Annotated in this window: 19 protein-coding genes and 1 tRNA gene; 6 read left to right on the top strand and 14 right to left on the bottom strand. The window is 33.7% G+C overall.

Going from position 1 to position 18,479, the window contains the following annotated elements; translation table 11 throughout:
* Window position 1: 1 nt before the first annotated feature.
* From LDM92_RS00100 to LDM92_RS00085, 4 genes are all read right to left on the bottom strand, one after another.
* Window positions 2-478: a PTS sugar transporter subunit IIA gene (locus LDM92_RS00100; RefSeq protein WP_223901529.1), complete on the bottom strand. Its 477-nt coding sequence runs from the start codon at window positions 476-478 to the stop codon at window positions 2-4.
* Window positions 479-491: 13 nt separating this feature from the next.
* Window positions 492-929: a PTS sugar transporter subunit IIA gene (locus tag LDM92_RS00095; protein WP_223901528.1), complete on the bottom strand. Its 438-nt coding sequence runs from the start codon at window positions 927-929 to the stop codon at window positions 492-494.
* Window positions 910-2,400, bottom strand: a complete 1,491-nt coding sequence (locus tag LDM92_RS00090) for a BglG family transcription antiterminator (protein ID WP_223901527.1) — start codon at window positions 2,398-2,400, stop codon at window positions 910-912. Before LDM92_RS00090 ends, LDM92_RS00095 begins: the two co-directional genes overlap by 20 nt.
* A gap of 329 nt (window positions 2,401-2,729) precedes the next feature.
* Window positions 2,730-3,593 (bottom strand): aldo/keto reductase, encoded by an 864-nt coding sequence (locus LDM92_RS00085; RefSeq protein WP_223901526.1) that lies wholly within the window; start codon window positions 3,591-3,593, stop codon window positions 2,730-2,732.
* Between the two features lie 101 nt (window positions 3,594-3,694).
* Between LDM92_RS00085 and LDM92_RS00080 the strand changes: the two genes are divergently transcribed.
* Window positions 3,695-4,240 carry a histidine phosphatase family protein gene (locus tag LDM92_RS00080; protein WP_223901525.1) on the top strand — a complete coding sequence of 182 codons (546 nt, stop codon included), beginning with the start codon at window positions 3,695-3,697 and terminating at the stop codon, window positions 4,238-4,240.
* 111 nt (window positions 4,241-4,351) lie between these two features.
* Here the strand turns inward: LDM92_RS00080 and fba are convergent, their stop codons facing one another.
* The 5 genes from fba to LDM92_RS00055 form a co-directional block, all read right to left on the bottom strand.
* Window positions 4,352-5,266, bottom strand: a complete 915-nt coding sequence (fba, locus tag LDM92_RS00075; protein ID WP_187160029.1) for a class II fructose-1,6-bisphosphate aldolase — start codon at window positions 5,264-5,266, stop codon at window positions 4,352-4,354.
* A 97-nt stretch (window positions 5,267-5,363) separates the two neighbouring features.
* Window positions 5,364-7,049: an arginine--tRNA ligase gene (gene argS / locus LDM92_RS00070; RefSeq protein ID WP_223901524.1), complete on the bottom strand. Its 1,686-nt coding sequence runs from the start codon at window positions 7,047-7,049 to the stop codon at window positions 5,364-5,366.
* A gap of 256 nt (window positions 7,050-7,305) precedes the next feature.
* Complete coding sequence (locus LDM92_RS00065; RefSeq protein ID WP_223901523.1) at window positions 7,306-7,953, bottom strand: L,D-transpeptidase; 648 nt, start codon at window positions 7,951-7,953, stop codon at window positions 7,306-7,308.
* Window positions 7,954-7,997: 44 nt separating this feature from the next.
* Entirely contained in the window at window positions 7,998-8,840 is an 843-nt protein-coding gene (locus LDM92_RS00060; RefSeq protein ID WP_223901522.1) for an NAD(P)H-hydrate dehydratase, read from the bottom strand.
* 1 nt (window position 8,841) lies between these two features.
* A complete protein-coding gene (locus LDM92_RS00055) occupies window positions 8,842-10,122 on the bottom strand; it encodes a serine hydrolase (protein ID WP_223901521.1) in 1,281 nt (426 codons plus the stop codon).
* Between the two features lie 101 nt (window positions 10,123-10,223).
* Between LDM92_RS00055 and LDM92_RS00050 the strand changes: the two genes are divergently transcribed.
* From LDM92_RS00050 to LDM92_RS00030, 5 genes are all read left to right on the top strand, one after another.
* A tRNA-Leu gene (locus LDM92_RS00050) sits at window positions 10,224-10,307 on the top strand.
* Between the two features lie 403 nt (window positions 10,308-10,710).
* Window positions 10,711-10,935 (top strand): PspC domain-containing protein, encoded by a 225-nt coding sequence (locus tag LDM92_RS00045; RefSeq protein WP_045928355.1) that lies wholly within the window; start codon window positions 10,711-10,713, stop codon window positions 10,933-10,935.
* A 163-nt stretch (window positions 10,936-11,098) separates the two neighbouring features.
* On the top strand, window positions 11,099-12,202 hold the full coding sequence (locus tag LDM92_RS00040; RefSeq protein WP_223901520.1) for a pyridoxal phosphate-dependent aminotransferase: 1,104 nt from the start codon (window positions 11,099-11,101) through the stop codon (window positions 12,200-12,202).
* 226 nt (window positions 12,203-12,428) lie between these two features.
* Complete coding sequence (locus LDM92_RS00035; protein ID WP_223901519.1) at window positions 12,429-13,175, top strand: GntR family transcriptional regulator; 747 nt, start codon at window positions 12,429-12,431, stop codon at window positions 13,173-13,175.
* Window positions 13,168-13,896, top strand: coding sequence for a GntR family transcriptional regulator (locus LDM92_RS00030; protein ID WP_223901518.1), 729 nt, complete (start codon window positions 13,168-13,170; stop codon window positions 13,894-13,896). The genes LDM92_RS00035 and LDM92_RS00030 overlap by 8 nt, the downstream gene beginning before the upstream one ends.
* On the opposite strand, the gene LDM92_RS00025 is transcribed toward LDM92_RS00030, so the two are convergent.
* The 5 genes from LDM92_RS00025 to LDM92_RS00005 form a co-directional block, all read right to left on the bottom strand.
* Window positions 13,886-14,977: an ethanolamine utilization protein EutH gene (locus LDM92_RS00025; protein ID WP_223901517.1), complete on the bottom strand. Its 1,092-nt coding sequence runs from the start codon at window positions 14,975-14,977 to the stop codon at window positions 13,886-13,888. The genes LDM92_RS00030 and LDM92_RS00025 overlap by 11 nt on opposite strands.
* 90 nt (window positions 14,978-15,067) lie before the next feature.
* Window positions 15,068-15,901 carry a PTS system mannose/fructose/sorbose family transporter subunit IID gene (locus LDM92_RS00020; protein WP_223901516.1) on the bottom strand — a complete coding sequence of 278 codons (834 nt, stop codon included), beginning with the start codon at window positions 15,899-15,901 and terminating at the stop codon, window positions 15,068-15,070.
* Window positions 15,901-16,647 carry a PTS mannose/fructose/sorbose/N-acetylgalactosamine transporter subunit IIC gene (locus LDM92_RS00015; RefSeq protein ID WP_223901515.1) on the bottom strand — a complete coding sequence of 249 codons (747 nt, stop codon included), beginning with the start codon at window positions 16,645-16,647 and terminating at the stop codon, window positions 15,901-15,903. The genes LDM92_RS00020 and LDM92_RS00015 overlap by 1 nt, the downstream gene beginning before the upstream one ends.
* Window positions 16,640-17,119, bottom strand: a complete 480-nt coding sequence (locus LDM92_RS00010) for a PTS sugar transporter subunit IIB (protein ID WP_223901514.1) — start codon at window positions 17,117-17,119, stop codon at window positions 16,640-16,642. Before LDM92_RS00010 ends, LDM92_RS00015 begins: the two co-directional genes overlap by 8 nt.
* A gap of 35 nt (window positions 17,120-17,154) precedes the next feature.
* Complete coding sequence (locus LDM92_RS00005) at window positions 17,155-18,168, bottom strand: SIS domain-containing protein (RefSeq protein WP_223901513.1); 1,014 nt, start codon at window positions 18,166-18,168, stop codon at window positions 17,155-17,157.
* Window positions 18,169-18,479 lie beyond the last annotated feature (311 nt).

Genomic DNA, 18,479 nt, shown 5'->3' with positions numbered 1-18,479 from the left:
ATCATCTCCCTTTGTTTCCACACAAAAGATCAATAACATTTTTCTTATTTTTGGCGGCATGTAGCTTATTAATGAAATCATCATCAGACAGTAAAATTGCCACTCTTTGTAAAAGCTTTAGGTGCAACGTATCCGCATCTTGATCCCTAACTGCAAATAAAATTACGGCTGTAACTGGTTTATCATCTAAAGTTTCCCATGGTATAGGATGATCACTTAGACCAATCGCTATCATAGTATTTTTGACGGCTTTTGATTTGCCGTGTGGGATTGCCACTCCTTGACCAATTCCAGTTTCCCCTTCTTCTTCACGTAGAAATACGTCATCAATGAAGTCCTGGGTATTTGTAATATCGTCATCCTCTTTCAAAAGAGTACTGAGCTCTTTAATTACATCTTTTTTAGTTTTTCCATTTAAATGAAGGTCAATCAAGTTTAAATTAATGACTTTCGCAATATTAATTTCTTTATCAGCCAAATTTTTTGACCTCCTATCTTTTTAAAATCTGAACAATTTCAGTTGCACTTTCAGCTTTGTTTATTTCTGCAATGACATTGTCGTTAGCCAACTTGTCTATGATCTGAATTATTTTTTTAAAGCTTTTGTTGGATTTTTTTATTATTTTTGGAACTACTAAACAGATAAGCGTATTAACCTTGGAATCATCAAGACAATCCCAATCAGCTATTAAAGTTTTTGATTTTAGAATCAATAACCAAGGAGTAAAATCGGATTCTAAAATTACGTGAGGAATGGCAATTCCCTTTACCAAAGCCGTGTTAGCGATTTTTTCTCTCGTTGACAAACTTTTTAAAACTGTTACTTTGCTCACATCCATTTTTGAAGCGACTATATCAGCTACAATTTGAAAAGCCGCTTTTTGATCTGTTACATCAAAATCACAACTTTCAAGCAAAATTTCGTTCATTAATGATGTTCCTTACTACTTTTCTGACTTTCTGTTCATCCTTTTTCGTAAAAAAGGCACTTACTAATTCAACAGGAATCTTTCCGTGATAATTAATCGGAACTGTACTAATTAGCAATTCAATTTCAGGCTTATTTTTGATAATATTTTCAATATTGTAATTAGAAGCTAACCCAACAATTTCAATCTCAGGGATTGAGTTTTTTATCTTGGTAGAAATAATTCCGGAAGTTCCAATACCTGTTGTGCAAATTACATAGGCCTTAATCTTCTTATTTGATTTGTTATTTTCTTCATAATATTTGGCAAAGTACAAACAGATAAAGCCAGTTTCATCGTCCGGGATTACCGGTAAATTAAATTTTTGACTTGCTAAGGTTGCAGCTTTTTTGGTAGCGGTGAAAACTTGCGGATATTCTAGTTTGATATCTTTTAAAAGGGCATTTGGTAAGGATATCTTCATTTTCAACCTGCTAATCATGGCCAAAACATGATTTTTAATTTCATCTTTTATAGAAGGTGAAAAGCTGCAATGTAAATAAGCGGAAACTTTGGAAATAAAAAAGTCGGTAACCTGATCTGCCAAATCGCGATCATCTAGAACAATGCCATCAAATGAATTAAAGCGAGAAGTTAGCAGATACTTAAATAAGTAATAAACTTCGGAATCTAATTCTTCTCCTTTAAAGCCTAGATACTTTTTCATGTTTGATACAATACTTTTGCAAATGCTAAAAATTTCAGGATTCATTTTAATTTCTGTTTGCAAACTGGTATCTAGAGAAATTGACTTATCCATTGCCTTAAATTTTTTTGCCCTAATCAAAAGAACATAAATATGAGCAAAAAAATTTATATTATACGGATAAGGTAAAGAGCCATTTAAAACTCGCAGTGCCATTTCGACCTGGCTTAAAGCAAAATTAAAATCCTTTTGATCTAATTGAGAAGTATTTTTTCGCAAAGTTTCAATGTCCGTAGACTTATTAATGTGAAGTACTACCTCCATCAAAGCACTTCTGATGTCTTTCTCATTGCCAGTAATCTTTACTGATCTTTGTTTGCTTTCAAGTTTTAAATTCCACTTACATATTCTTTTACTGATTTGCTTTTCATCATTTCTCAAGACAGGTTCGCTGATATATAAACTGTTAACTAAGTCATAAATTTTAACATCATTGGGGGATGCAAAAAGCAACTTTGCCAGCATATTCTCCTGTCTGAGCTGTGTTGATGAATCATTATGGACACTGCTATTTGCCACATTAAGATAATTCGAATAATTTAGCTCATAGCCCCGCCCCCTTTGGGAAACAATTATTGGTTGAGAATATTTTTTGTTGATACTATTGATATGGCGAGCAATTGTTTTTTTCGAAACATTTAAACCATTTGATAGTTCTTCAGAAGTAATGAACTTATTGTGAAGCTTGAGATAATCAATAATTTCTTGACTAATTTCTTTATGCACTGGTCATACCTCCTGATATTTTTATTTTGCTACTTATGTAAACGCTTAATTAATTAAAAAGTGTCCGTTGTTTGCTTCAACAACGGACATTTATCTTAATTGTAAGTAAAAATAAGCTTATCAAGAAGTTACCTTATTAAGTAAAAATTGGCTTAATTTAATTTTTTTAACAAAAAAACCTTCTAAACTGAGAAATCAGCTTAGAAGGTAAGTTAGGTATTTGATTGTTTTTATTATCAAATTAAATCAATAAATTAACTTTATATTCTGATAACTTATTCGAAAAATTTAAGCTCAAGATCACTTTAAAAGATTCGAAGCACTCTTTTTTATCTTTTTCCACCAAATACTGGAAAATGACTCGAAGAGCCATAATCAAAATTATGAATATTCTCCAAAGTTTTCATGTCTACATCACTTATTTCAAAGTTCAATTCTGCATTCTGCTTCATATGCTCTGGATTAACAGACTTTGGCAAAACTACTGTATTGAGCTGCCAATCATAACGAATACATAACTGGGCAACTGAAACTTGATATTTTTCTGCCATACTTTTAATAGTAGTATTCGTCAGAGCCTCACCATGAGCAACTGGCGAAAATGACTCCACAACAATGTCATGTTCTTGACAGAAATCAATTAGTTTTTTAGGTGTTGCTCCAATATGACACAAAATTTGATTTACCATTGGTTTAACATCACTGTTGTCAATTAAATTCTGCAAGTCTTCCGGCTGAAAACTAGAAACACCAATTGCGCGTAATTTTCCTTCTTTCATAGCATCTTCTAATGCTCGCCAAGTTTCAAGATTGCCTTCAAAATGGCGATCATCTGACTGGTTAACTTCCTTCCAAGGTTGAGGATTGTGAATAATCATCATATCTAAATAGTCAAGATTCATACGATCAAGGGTTTCATCAATTGACTTTTTAGCTTCTTGATAATTTTTGATTTCAGCTTCTACTTTAGAATTAACAAAGATTTGGTCACGGCTAATACCTGAATCTTTGATACCTTGACCCACTCCTTTTTCATTATGATAGGCCTGAGCAGTATCAAGATGCCGGTAACCCATCTTTAGGGCAGCTTGCACAGGTGCAGCTACTTCATCATCAGGAATTTCCCACGTTCCCAAAGCTAGTTTAGGAATTTTTACTTCATTATTAAGTGTAAATGTTTCTTCAAAAATCATGTTTATCCCTCCATACTTCTTTTCTTGAGTATAACGCTTAAATTGGACTTTAAGTCAATTTATTTCATTTAGATTTTTATGATCTTTTTGTTTACAATTAAATGGAATATATCAAAGAAGGTAAAAATATAAAATATATTTATCTATTGCGTCACGGACAAACTTTGTTTAATGTCCAACATAAGATCCAGGGATTTTGTGAATCACTTTTAACTTCATTAGGAATTAAACAAGCAAAAGCAACGAAAAAAGAATATTTTGAGCATGAGAAAATCAATCTAGAAGTGGCACATTGTTCAACTTCTGAAAGGGCAATAGATGCTTTAAAAATAGTGACCGATCTACCTTTTGAAACGCATAAAGATTTACGTGAGTGGAATTTCGGCGCATACGAAGGAGAAGGTGAACACTTAAATCCGCCACTACCTGATAACGACTTTTTTGTTCAATTTGGTGGTGAATCCCAAAAACAGGTAGTCGCAAGAATCAATAAAGCGATCACCAGTATTGCAGAACCATCCCCTTGTCAACATATTCTGATTGTATCACATGCCGGTGCTATAGCGAATTTTTATAGAAAGTGGGAAAAATATAATACTTTTGAACGCAAATATCACTTTAAAAAACTGCTCAGTTTTAAAATATGAATATGAAGATGGTATTTTTCGTTTGCAGTCAATATTTAATCCTAGCTGCTAAAAAATCAAAAAAAGGAAGATCAACCTAAACAATTGATCTCCCTTTACTTAAATATCAAATTATTCTAAGTTCAATGAACTCTTGTCAAAACCAGCTGACTTAATCTTGTCATCAATTGATGGAGTACCAAGCCAAGTGATCATTTCCTTCATTGAAGCTGTAATTGCTTCAGTACCAGGAAGAAGAAGCTTACGAGGGTCATAACCCTTGTTGTCTTTATCTTCATCCTTATGTGCTTCAAAGTACTTACGAGTAGCAGCTTGGAAAGCTAATTGGAACTCAGTATTAATGTTAACTTTAGAAATTCCAAGAGAGATAGCCTTCTTAACTTGGTCTTCAGGAATACCTGAACCACCATGTAATACCAATGGAACAGAAACTGCATCTGCGATTTCCTTCAAGCGATCAAAGTTTAAGCCTTTCCAGCCTTCTGGGTAAACACCATGGATATTACCAATACCACAAGCAAGTTTATCAACACCTGCAGCTACGAAAGTTTTTGCGTCTTCAACAGATGCAAGTTCACCACCATCGGCTCCTTGGTTTTCACCAATTTTACCGATTTCGGCCTCAACTGAAATACCACGTTCATGAGCCAACTTAACAATTTCTTTGGTTTGAGCTAAGTTCTCTTCAGTTGGTAAAGCATGTCCATCAAACATAACTGATGAGTAGCCAAGAGCAATACATTCTTTAGCAGCTTCAAAGCTACCGTGATCTAAGTTCAATACAACTGGAACAGAGATGTCCATTGCATCAATTTCGTCTTCAACTAAGTCCTTAGCAACTTTATAGCCACCCATGTACTTAGCAGCACCCATTGATACCTGAATTAAAACTGGGGTTCTTGTTTCCTCAGCAGCTTGCAAAATTGCACGTGTCCATTCCAAGTTGTTAGTGTTATAAGCACCTACTGCATAATGGTTTTTACGAGCATCCTTAAAGATTTGATTACCATTATCTAAATATGCCATTAAATATACCTCCTATTAAACTTACAGTCATATTGTATCGTATTAATTAATCGTTGAACAATCTTTTATTTGATGTAAACGTTATTATTTAAAATTTTTACATTTCTTTAGGAGCATTCACCCCTAATAGTCGCAAAGCTTCGGTTAAAACAATTGAAGTTGCTTGAACTAGTGCCAGCCGCCCACCAATTTGAGCGTCATCAACTAAAACTTTGACATTAGCATAATATTTATTAAACTTCTTGGCTAAATCAAGCGCATATTTAGCAATAATTGACGGTTCAAACTTAGCACTGCTGCGAGCAATGATACGGGGGAAGTCGGCTAAAGACTTGGCAACGCCAAAAGACCAGTTATCATCTATCTTTATATTAGAAAGACTAGGTTTGTGACCTTGCGCCAAAGCTTTGCGTAAAACGCTTTGTGCACGCGCATTTGTGTATTGCACGTAAGGACCGGTATCCCCTTCAAAACGGACAACTTCATCTAGATCAAAATCAAAGTTTTCAGTTCTTTCATTCTTTAAATCATGAAAAATAACTGCGCCAACTCCAACATCATGAGCTACCTGCTCTTTGTTGGTCAAATCAGGATTTTTCTGCTCAATTTGTTTTTGAGCTAGTTTAACGGCGTCTTGTAACACTTGATCAAGAAAAACCACATTGCCTTTTCTAGTAGATAACTTTTTACCATTTTGAGTAATCAAGCCAAAAGGAACATGATAAATTTCGTCAGCCCAATCATAACCCATTTTCTTCAGAACAGTTTTTAGCTCTACAAAATGCTGAGCCTGTTCATTACCGACTACGTAAAGCATTTTAACAAAATGATAAGTCTTCATTCGATAAATTGCAGCTGCCAAATCACGTGTTAAATAGATACTCGTACCATCAGATTTAACAATCAAAGCAGGATTTTCATCTTCACCCATGTCAACCACTTGTGCACCCCGAGATTCATGTAAAAGACCCTTCTCTTTCAGTTCATCAATCACAGGTTGCATTTTATCATTAAAGAAAGCTTCGCCTTTATATGAATCAAAAGTAACTCCGAGTTCTTTATAAATGCGATTAAAATCAGCTAAAGATACGTCACGGAACCATTGCCACAATTTAACTGCTTCCGGATCGCCCTCTTCTAGTTTTTTAAACCACGCACGTCCTTCATCATCCAGTTCCGGATGTTTTTCAGCCTCTTTGTGAAATTTTACGTAGTATTTAAATAAATTCATGATGGGGTCTTTTTTCACATCTTCTTCAACGCCCCAATGCTTATAAGCAGCAATTAATTTACCAAATTGAGTGCCGTAGTCACCTAAATAATTAATTTTGATAGGTGAATACCCCACCTTTTCCAAAGTCTTGGCAATTGAATTGCCAATTACTGTTGACCTTAAGTGCCCCATCGACATTGGCTTGGCAATATTAGGGCTAGACATATCAATTGGGACGTTACCCTCTCCTAACTTTTGATCCCCAAAGTGCTCTTTTTGCTGCAAAATTTCTGCAAGAGTTTGCGAGATCAATCTGCCATGATCTATTGAAAAGTTAACGTATGGACCTACAGCCGTGATAGATGCAAAATCAGTGCTCTTTAGCTCACTTGCAATATTTTGTGCAATAACTGCAGGATTTTTGTGTTCCACTTTTGCCAAAGCAAAGGTTGGAAATGCATAGTCACCCATGTTTTCATTTTTGGGCCTTTCAATTAACGAATTGATTTGCTCTTTGGAAAGGTCAACCTGTCCAGCAACTAACTCGACAACCTTGTTCTTAAAATCCATTTTTCCCTCCTAAATGCCAAAAAAAGTCTCTCCTTCACTAACTTGAAGAAGAGACGAGTATAACCCGCGGTACCACTCTTTTTGATACAAAGTATCCGCTTATTAAATTTTCTATTTGGTCGGTTAGACACGCCTTCAGTCATTTTTCCAGCTTGACTTTCACCAACTCAAGCTCGCTTTTCTAGAAAAATACATACTACTTCTAACCACTTTCATCTCATGATTATAACAGGAAATAATGCGTGCGCCAAATTTTTTAGTTATTTTTGATAATTACTTTTGTTCCGGCAGGAATGTTTTCAACTAGCCAGCGAGAATCAGGGACACTTAACCTGATACAACCGTGAGAAGCAGGCTTAACTCCCAACTTTTCAGCCTCTTTAATGTTGTATTTGCCATTGCCTTTCGTTGGAACCGAATGAAAAAGATAAACATTTTCTTTATCCCAGCTAGTCCAATTATTGGCTCCCTCGTTCAATTCAGGATTATAAAAGGAGTCACCACGATCGTTTTTAATCTTGAATTTACCAGTGGGCGTCAAAGACTTGCCCTTTTTAAATAGACCAGCACTAGATATCATGGTATAAATTCTCTTGTTTTCACGTAGAATATATACGCGATTGCCTTTAAGTGAAACTCTAATACTCAAATCATTTTCAAGGTGCTTAATTTTAGGATAGTGTTTTGCTTCACTAGACTTTTTCCAGTTAAAAGGAGCGCGCAAATCTTTTGGATCTTGATATGGACGATATGAAGCAGCAGTCTTAATAACAGCAGTTTTTCGAGCATCTTTTGTTTTATTTACTTCTTTTTGCTGAGAAGGCATAGAAACCCGGGCTAAGCTGATTGCACAAATTAATAAAACACAAAAAGCAGTAAGGGTTTTTAACAGACTATTTTTCATAAAATTATTCTTCTCCAAAAAGATCTAAATTCGACTAAAAATTATCAACTGGCATATTCTTCCATCAACTGCGGTAGTAAAGCACTAATTGTTGTCGGTCGCACCACATAATTATTTTCAGCAATTTTATCGCCTGCCAATGAATGAATAAAAACTGCAGCCAGAACAGAATCTAAATTATTGCCAAATTGAGCTGTAAAGCCACCAATAATACCTGCTAATGTATCTCCCATTCCACCCGTGGCCATGCCAGGGTTGCCTAACGGATTCACAAAAATCTGATCGGTTTTGGTATAAATGTGAGTGTGATTTGATTTTAAAACTAAAATAGCATTTTGTGTAGGGAAAATCTTTTTTAAAGCACTTAGATTTGCACTGTCAGTCTGAAATGGGATTCTAATCTGACTCAAACGCTGCCACTCCATTTGATGCGGAGTTAAAATAACTAAACTGGCTTGTTTTGGAATTAAATTTTTATCTTGAGCAATCATGTCCAAAGCACTTGCATCTAATACTAAGATTTGATTTTGAGAAACATTTTGACATATTGTTGACATTAATTGCCAAGCAAATGTTCCCGTACCCAAACCTGGGCCACAAACAATAACATCCATTTTTTTCATTAAATTTACCAAATTCCGGTCACGCCAGTCAATAAACATGACCTCAGGATTACGTGCATGCAGTGCATCCAGGTTCACTGCATGGGTAGCCACAGAAATTAGTCCAGTACCACTATTAAGTGCAGCCTCGGCTGCCATGATGATTGCACCACCATAGTTTTCACTGCCACCTATTAATAAGATCCTGCCGTAATTACCCTTATGAGAGTCACTTGGTCTTTTTTTTATTACTTTAGTCAAAATATCTTCTGTAATTTCTGCCATATTAGCCTCCAAATAGCCAGCGCCAAAACCTTACAAAAATGTTTACTCTATTAGTTGATTCTAAAGCATGGGCGGGCAACAATAGTCCATTGGGACTTTGCAGTGAAATAATTTTGTTTTTGCCAATCTTAAAGTAATAAGCGTTGATTTTTTGCCCTTTTTCTACTGGAGCTTCAACAGTTTTGGATGTTAAACCCACCTGAAATTTAGAGCCATTTCGTGCTATCCAGATCAGTGCTTTATTTTTGATACCAATATTTATCTGCCTAGCTTGTCCATTGTGAACTGCCATATTAGTGTGACCAATAATTACCTCATTACGCTGAAAAACTAAGGGCTCGTATTTTTGATAAACATAATTGAGCAGTTTAGCTGTTTGAATAAAACGGGCGGGATCAGTGTTAGTAACATGTTTCGCTCCCATGATTACAGTAATGATTCTTCCAGCACGATGAGGTGCAGTCGCAATGAAACAAGCACCTGCAGCGTCAGTAGTTCCTGTTTTCAAACCATCGATTTTTAGATTTTTATGATATTGCGGCATCCCTTTTAACATCCAGTTAAAATTGCTCATTGGCGTTGCCATATTTTGGTCAATAAAGTCCATTTTAGCAATTTTAGTAGTCTTAAGTACTTCAGGATAATCCTGTATTAATTTCTGACCTACAATAGCCATATCCTTGGCAGACAACATGTTCTCATCATTTTTACCTGCCCCAGGATAAGCATCATTACCAACGCTTTTGTTGGGCAAGCCGCAGGTTGTATAAATACGAGCATCTCTGATGCCCCATTTTTGCAACTGCTGTCTCATTTGCTTAACGAACGCAACCTGAGAACCACTAATTGCTTCTGCTAACATCATTGCAGCTCCGTTAGCGGATTCAATTAAAGTTGCTTGATACAATTGTCTAATCGTATACGTGTGCTTCATACGCAAGGGAACGTTTGAATACTCTCTGTTACTGGCAACGGCAAAAATTTGCCGAGTAGGCGTAACCTTAGTGTTCCAATTGATTTTTTCCTGATCAATTGCCTTTAGGGTTAAATATGCGGTTACCAGTTTTGTCATTGAAGCTATGGGCAATGGCTGATTAATATTTTTGCCATACAATAATTGGCCAGTCATACTGTCAATTGCTATAGCTGCTTTAGCATCGATAGCTACTTTATCTTGATCATAATTATCAGGCAATTTTGAAGCAGCATTCACGTCAACTGGAAGTGCCAATAATAAAAAGCTGATAAAAAATAGAATGATGGTTTTTGCTTTCTTTTTCAAGTATGATTCTCCCTTCCCTGATATTTTTTGGATTATTTTACGTTTTATGCTTACATTTTACCAAATTTTTGGTATGATTATTACTGTGCTAAAAATAATAAGCCCCGATGGCGGAATTGGCAGACGCGCAGCGTTCAGGTCGCTGTTTAGGTAACTAAGTGAAAGTTCGAATCTTTTTCGGGGCATCACGTTAAGATAGTAAGAGCTGGTCCATTGTGGAACTAGCTCTTTTGCTTTTTCCTAAATATTTATTTAATTCCTCTTGTTCAATTATTTTATTATTTTTCCTTGTTTCTAGCGTATTATTCAGAACTTGCTAATTGACAGTCACAATAGTTACTTGAAGCAACAACGATTTAACTAAAAATAAGCAAAAGATAAATGCTTATATGCTTATATAAGTATAAAAATTGCTATACCTGTAAATAGTATCAATGGTATTTTGCAGAGTTTCTGCTAGGCACTTTAATATTTCGCAAGTGATTTTTCAAAAACTTAAACTTGGCTACTTTTATTTTTAAAAATATGTTTTCAATTGTACTTAAATGATTTTTTTGTATTAAAATTATAGTAAAAGGAGGTATTGTCATGCAAAAACGTTTAACAAAATCTGAGGATAAGATTGTCTCCGGTGTCTTTGGTGGAGTCGCAGAATACTTTGGCTGGGATAAAGCGTGGACCAGGATTGGAGGCGGAGCCTTAATATTGTTTTCATTCTTTACAGGATTGCTTTTATATATTATTGCTGCAATTGTTATGCCTGAAAAGGATCACGGTAATGACACTCCTGACGGTGAATTTCATAAGTACTAAATTCTTAAAAATAAATTTATTTGTCTTACTCAAAAATTCAAGTTTAATTCAAGTTCGATTATGTGAAAAATTAGACCTGAATTTATTTTTGTGCAATTTGACCTTTTTCGAATTAAATAATATGATTTATACAATAATTTACTTAAAGAAAGGTTAATATATTATGAGCTTAGACGTTAATATACTACCATCGGATTACATTGACTTATCTATTGGGGATTTTCGTTCTGGAATAAACAAAAGAATAATTGACAAACTTGTGAAACGAGTTGAAAAAGAAGGCAACGGATACACTCCAGGTATGGGTCTGCCAAAACTCAGAAAAGAGATTGTGACATATTACAAAGAAAAATATGGCATAAAAGATATTGATGTAGATAACATCCAAATCACAGTGTCATGCTTACATGGTGCATTTTTATCCTTAAAGTCAATCATCAAATCTCAAAGTGATGAAATTATAGTTATTGCTCCCTTTTTCCCTTCGTACTTAAATTTAATTGCAGGAGTAGGCGCAAAGCCAGTGATAGTCAAATCAGAGGCTCCCGATTTTGCATTACCAAAAGACCAAATCAAAAACGCAGTAAATCGAAATACCAAGGCTATTATCATTAACTATCCTAATAACCCTACTGGTGCGACTATTTCAAAAACAGACCGTAACTTCTTGAATAAACTTTGTGAGGAAAACAATATTTTTATAGTTGATGATCATGTTTATAGTGACTATCCGAGCACCTATAAGTATCAACCAGTCTCAACTGACATTTCTCATCAAATATTAGTCAGCAGTTTTTCCAAGACTTTTGCTATCCCAGGAATACGTCTAGGCTATGTGATTGCTCCTGCCGGTATTATTGAACGGGACGGTTATTATAATGAGGGGATCACTTTTAGTGCCCCAACTATTAGTCAATTCATTGGTGAAATAATTTTAGAAGAACCAGATCAATATACCCATCATATTGAAGAGATTGGACAAAGAGGTAAAAAACTAACTAATTTGCTTTCTACAAGTAAATATTTTGCTTCCTCAAAGTATCTAGGAGGCCTATATATGTTTATTAAAATTCCTGATGAAATCAAAGATGTTGATTTGTACTATAAACTCTTAGAAGACCACTTTCATGTAATTGTTGCCAAGGGTAGTGATTTCGAGTATTCTGACAGATACTTTAGAATTTCCTTATCTACCGAAAAAGATGCTTTATTTAAAGGTATGCATAAGATTATTGCCTGTGTAGACTATACTTTAAATTATAAATAAAATGATATTTTTAAGAGATTTGCCTTCTATTCTCTTAATATATTAACCTTTTTAGATGCTTTAATATTCAATCAATATTAAGGCATTTTTTTAGGAATATTTTTAAGAGATATTACTTATAACATGAGATTTGTGCAAATTTATCAATTCTTTGATTTAAGTTATTTGTAGTATAATTTTTAAATAAAGGTGAATTAAATTTGATCAGTTTCATTTAGAGGAAAAAATGGCTACCCTAAACAAAATAGAAAACGTAAAAAATGATATTAAATGGAGAATATTTGCAGGTGAATTTTTGCCGGGAGATCTTATTTATGAAAGAAAAATAGCCCAATTATATAATATTTCAAGAGGTACTGCCCGAAAAGCTCTTATTGAATTACAAAAGCAGAATATGTTAACAATAATTCCATCAGTCGGGTATAAAATTAGTAAACGTAAGATTGATCCTATTTTGATAGAAAATGGCTTTAAAAAAGATTTAAAATCTGTTTATGGTGAGAATTTTGAAAAAAATAGAAAAGCAAACTTTGTATGTTCAAAACAAAAAGCTAATCAATATCTAGGTTCAATTTTAGGAATTTCAAATGAAACTCCTATTATTTGTGTCAAATATTCCAGACTTTCTGATGATAGCGATATTAAATCTGTTGTATTTTATTATTTCCCATACCAATTATTAGAAAACTTTTTACCTATCAATAATGAAATTTTTGACATGGTTTTAGATGATTTAAATTTACAAGTTAATAAAATAAGAGCAACTGTAAAATTGATTTCACCTGAAGAAGAAACTAAGAATTTCTTGAAATTGGAACAAAATATTAATAAAGTTGTAAAAAGAGAATGTCGTTTTATTACTAATGATAAAAAAGTACTTTTTTATTCTTTAGAATATACAAAAGCTGATAAGTCAGTTAATGTTTTGCCAGCTGATCAAATTTTTAGAAAGGTTGAAGGCTTTCTTGAATAAAAGCAAGATTCTTTATAAAGAGTTAGAGTCCAAACTTATAAATTTAATAAAAACTGAAAACTACTTACCCGGACAAAAGTTTTTAAGTGCCAGAAATATTGCTCATAAATTCAAAGTCAGCAAAAGTACAGCAAACCGGGCTATTTCTGATATGGTTAATCATGATTTGTTATTCAGAGTTCAGGGAAAAGGAACATTTATTGTTGCTAGAAAAAGTAAATATTCCGAGTTTGCTTTTTCTGGTTCAAATTCTTTAACAGATGCCTTAAAAGATAGCGGAAAACAAGTGTCGACTAAAATAATTCATTTTTATGAAGATTGCAGTACAAACTTTTTTTTAAAGAAATTAAACCTTAATGATCGAGAAAAAGTTGTGGGCGTCCAAAGAGAGCGTTTTGCTGATCTTGCTCCTTTTGCAGTTGAAAATACTTACGTTCCCGAAAAATTTTTTTCTGACTTCTTAATAACTGATTTTAATTACATTAGTTTGTATGATTATATGGAAAGTAAGGGACACAAACCGATTTCGTTTCAACAATATATTACGACCATTGAACCTAATAAAAAAATACAAAAGCTTTTAAACCTTGAAGATGATCAATATATCTTTAAGATTAATTTTACAACTGCGGATGCCATGGGAAACATAGTAGAATATACCGAAAGCTATATGAATTTATACGATATGGAAATGACTTACGAGGTCAAGTTTAACCATTAAGAGTGTATTCGCTTTTTCTTGTAATCCATAATGCCAAAAGAACTGCAAAAATTGCACTAACTAATTTACCTATAACCATGGGCAAGATCATATTACTTGCTGCTACCGCAGTAAATCCCAAGTGATCACCAAAAATAAAAGAACCCGACACACAAAAGGCAAAATTTATTATTTTTCCCCGCTTATTCATTTTTGGTGATAATGTAAACATCGCAATATTGTTAGCTAAAGAAGAAATTAATCCTTCAATTGAAGTAAAATTGATTTTCATTATTTTCCCAATTTTCCGTAATGGCTTTTCCAGACAACGTGTTAAAATTGACAATAAGCAAAACGCTCCAGAAAGAGTAAAAGCTATATTAAAAACGGTAATCATACTGTCATTAACTGAAGATAACCCTCTTAAAAAAACTATATTTGTTTTTTCCTGAAAAATTCCAATTACAAGCCCGAAAATTGCTAGGATAACAATCAATTTACTAATTACTTTAAATAGTAAAATTGAACAGTTAGGAAAATATTTAAGACCTATAATTATTAATATAGAAAATATCATTATTGGTAATAAATTATTATAAAGAGTTTTCAAAGGCAGTCCCATTATCAATCCACTTATAAAACAGCCTGAAGGAATTGTTATTATACCGCATAAGATACCCTTAGCAAATAAAATATTATCTTCTTTGTTAATAATTCCTAAACCAATTGGTAGGGTATAAACTAACGTTGCACCTAACATGGATGATAAAATTATCCCTGAAAAAAGACCTACTTGTCTGTTTAATGCTAAATTTTGTGCCAGTTGAAACCCTCCCATATCTATAGCAAAAAGCGAGCCAGCAAAAAGTGAAGGATCTGCTCCCAAAAATTTAAAAAAGGGTAACATGACCGGTTCGAAAAGTTTAGCAATTACTGGAGTGAAAATTATTATTCCTGCCATTGATAAGGTTAACTGACCCATAGTCATCATTCCTCTTTTAAACTGATCACCTAACTTAAATTTATTATTAAAACAGTAGTCTACTGCGCCAATAACCATTGAAATTAGCATTAAAAATATAATTAGTTTGTTGATATTCATTGATATTTTCCTTAAAAAGCAAAAAATTAAGACTAACTACAGCACTTAAACAAATCATAGTGTTTCATTAGTCTTAATTTTTATTAATTACTAAAAAATATTTACCCAGCTACCTAATATTGCAAAAGCAAAAATTCCTAAAATGATATATATCATCTTGACATTCTTTTTCAGCAGAAACAGACAAAAGAATGTTACTCCTAAAGGTAGAAGACCTGGAAAAATTTGATCAAAAATACTTTGCAGTTTGGTAACTGTACCACTCAGATTGAATTGTAATTTAGCATTAAGTGTTACCATAGTTCCAATCATAGCCCCAATAACAGTTAGTCCTAAAATTGAAGCACCATAAGATAATTTTTCAATAGAATGGTTTCCTTCAGCTTGATTTAAAAATTTGGTACCTAAAGAATAACCATACTTTGCTGATAACCATTTTGCAATAAAATGAATTGATGTATAAATTAAGAAATATAAAATTGAGCCTAAAATATTGCCTTGCTTAGCTATGCCTATGCCAATACCGGCGGCTATAACTCTAAAGGTTCCCCAAAAGAATGAATCTCCAATTCCTGAAAGTGGCCCCATTAGGCCAATTTTGACCTTATTTATTGAAGAAGTATCAAATTCTGGATCCTGAGCATTTTTTTCTTCCATTGCAACTGAAATTGCCATTATGAAAGGAGAAATATGAGGTGTGACATTAAAGGTTTCACAATGCCTCTTTAATGCATCATAATAGTCATCATCATTAGGATAAATTTTTCGAAGAGATCTCTCAATTCCGTACATTTGACCGTAGGCCATCATCTTGTCAAATGACCATGACGATTGTATTAGAAAAGAGCGCCAAAACATGCTACGTAACTCTTTATTACCTATTAATGGTTTAGTATTTTGTTCCTTCTTTAAACTTTTATCCATTAAAAGTCACCGCCTTCGTCAAATTTCATATTGTTAACAGCTATTAGAGCCACACACAAAGCTGCGACTGCTACACCAATTATATCCATCTTCAAATATTCGACTGCTATGAAACCTAAGAACAAGTACGGCATTAACTTCTTGTTTCCCATCATCTTGATCAACAAAGCAATACCCACAGCAGATAATACTCCTGCAGCCACGTCGAATCCGTGTGTGACAAATTTAGGAATTAAGTCAATTACCTTGTTAATTGGTCCAGCACCAAAATAAGTTGAGAGGAAAACTAAGAGTCCTGATGGAATCGCTATCCAAGCTGGCATCCAAAAAATATGCCATCTTTTAGCCGTTTTTATGTCATGATGATCAATTGCAGCTTCTATTTTCTTTCCCCCATAACTTGCGGGTACGGCATATACAAAATTCCGCCACATTTGCAAAAAGACAGAAACAGGTAAAGCAAGAGCTACTGCTGTACCCACACCAGCATGGTTCATAATAGCTATTGCAATTCCGAGAACACTTGAAGAATATACTTCAGGTGGTGTAGCACTACCTACCATAATAGAGCCCATAAACATCAATTCCAAAACTGCACCGAAAATGATACCACTTTTTACGTCTCCTAGTATTAGGCCCACAAAAGGTCCTGTAAATAAGGGTCTCATCATCATTGAAGCACCAAAGGTGCACTCTTCAAGTGATGCAATGGCAGCTAATAAGCCGATTAAAATGCATTTAAGCATTCTCCTTACCTCCTAAAGGATCTACCTTACTATCTTCTGGTATTGCGCGGCATTCAACTTCAACTCCCAGCTTGATTAAAGATTTAATATATTCAAATTCTTCATCAGATAAAAAAACTGAATTAGTAACTTGCTTTTTATTCTCTGCCATTTTGATATTGCCAAGATTAATATGTTTAATTTTATCTGATGACTGTGCTAAATCTAAGGCATCCTTGATATTATCAACTAGTAAAAAAATGTTATATTTATCAATTGCTGTTCCAGACAAAGCCTTTTTAGCATCATTAACGTTTTTTATAACCAACTTCACTCCAGGGGGAGATGCAAGTTTTAATGATGCAATTCTAAAAGGACTGTTTGCTGCATCATCATTAACTACGAAAATACAATTGGCGCCAATAGCATTTGTCCAAGCAAAAGCTATTTGACCATGGATCAGTCTTTCATCAACTCTCATAAGTTTTATCATGTCTATACCCTCCAATCTTTATTTTATTTAATAAATTAATAGTTTGCTTTTCTATAATATCTCCTTATTTCAAGTGAATGACCTGTCACTTCTTCCATATGGGTACTAATACGCTCTAAAGCAGCTGACAAGACAATTGGAGCAACGAATTCTCTTGTTTCAGCTTTTATCCCTTCCAACTTGAAATCTTTTGAATCTAGAACCGTTACGTAGTTGCTATGTTGTCTTACAAATTTTTCAACCCTGTCTACTAACTGTCTAGAATTATCTTCACCCTTAAGTAGAACAAAGCTCATGTTCTTATCAGTCATTTCAACAGTTCCGTGGAAGAATTCTGCAGCATTTATTGATTTAGTTGCTATCCATTGCATTTCTTCCAAAACACACATTGCATATTCATATGTTTGCCACCAAGTGTTACCTGCCCCAACAAACATATGGAATTTAGTATCTTTATGCTTTTCTGCAAATTCTTTACTTTTTGCATCAGCGTCTTTTCTTACTTGTAATAAAGTATCTGGCATTTTTTTAAGTGTATCAAGTAAAATATCATACTCAGGAAATTCGCCATTATTTTTCATAAAGCGAGCACCCAAGGCGAAGAACTGTATTTCAAGTACTTCCACCAAGTTGTCATTACTTGCTTCTCCTGCAAACGCATAATCTACAGTTTTTGCAAATTCTGAGTCTTCATCACCCGTAAATCCAATCGTCTTTGCACCAACACTATTAGCATATTTGACTGCATCGATTGTCTCCTTTGTTGTACCGGTGAGTGAAGCTGAAACTAGTATCGAATCTTTATCTAAATTTTTGGGATGTAATTTAACAACTTCTGCAGCAATTTCATGATGAACTGAAAGTTTAGAATTTTCTTTAAACATGTAAGAAAGTGAACCAATTGTTGCAAAAGTTCCACCTGAACCTACTAAGTAAATATTTGAAAAACCATTGCTAGAAAGTTTATCAACAACATTATTAATTTTAGGAATCTGATTTACAGCTCCTGTCAAAACACGCTTATAAGTTTCTTCACTATAACCTTTCATTAATTTTCTCCTCGTTAAAAAATATTATCTAAAAAGTATCCGGACCACTTTTCGATTTTAGTGTACCGCGTATAAATGTAATATGTCAACGCTTTCTTTTACAATTTTTTACAATTATTGTTTTTGTAATATACAAACTTGTTGTAAAAAAGGTCTTACAATTCAAAATTAAAGTTTGAAAAATTATGGATGCTTAATATTAATCGATTAGACAAACAAAAAACCTGTTATCAATGAAGTTAACCCCCGGAATTGGACAAAGATTCCAATTCGGGGGTTTTCTTATGTCTAAATATTTACTAAAAACAAAA

It is taken from the genome of Lactobacillus laiwuensis, assembly GCF_019972835.1.
GTDB classification, from domain to species: domain Bacteria; phylum Bacillota; class Bacilli; order Lactobacillales; family Lactobacillaceae; genus Lactobacillus; species Lactobacillus laiwuensis.
Note: the sequence above shows the minus strand (reverse complement) of the source record. Positions and strands in the feature narration are given on the sequence as shown.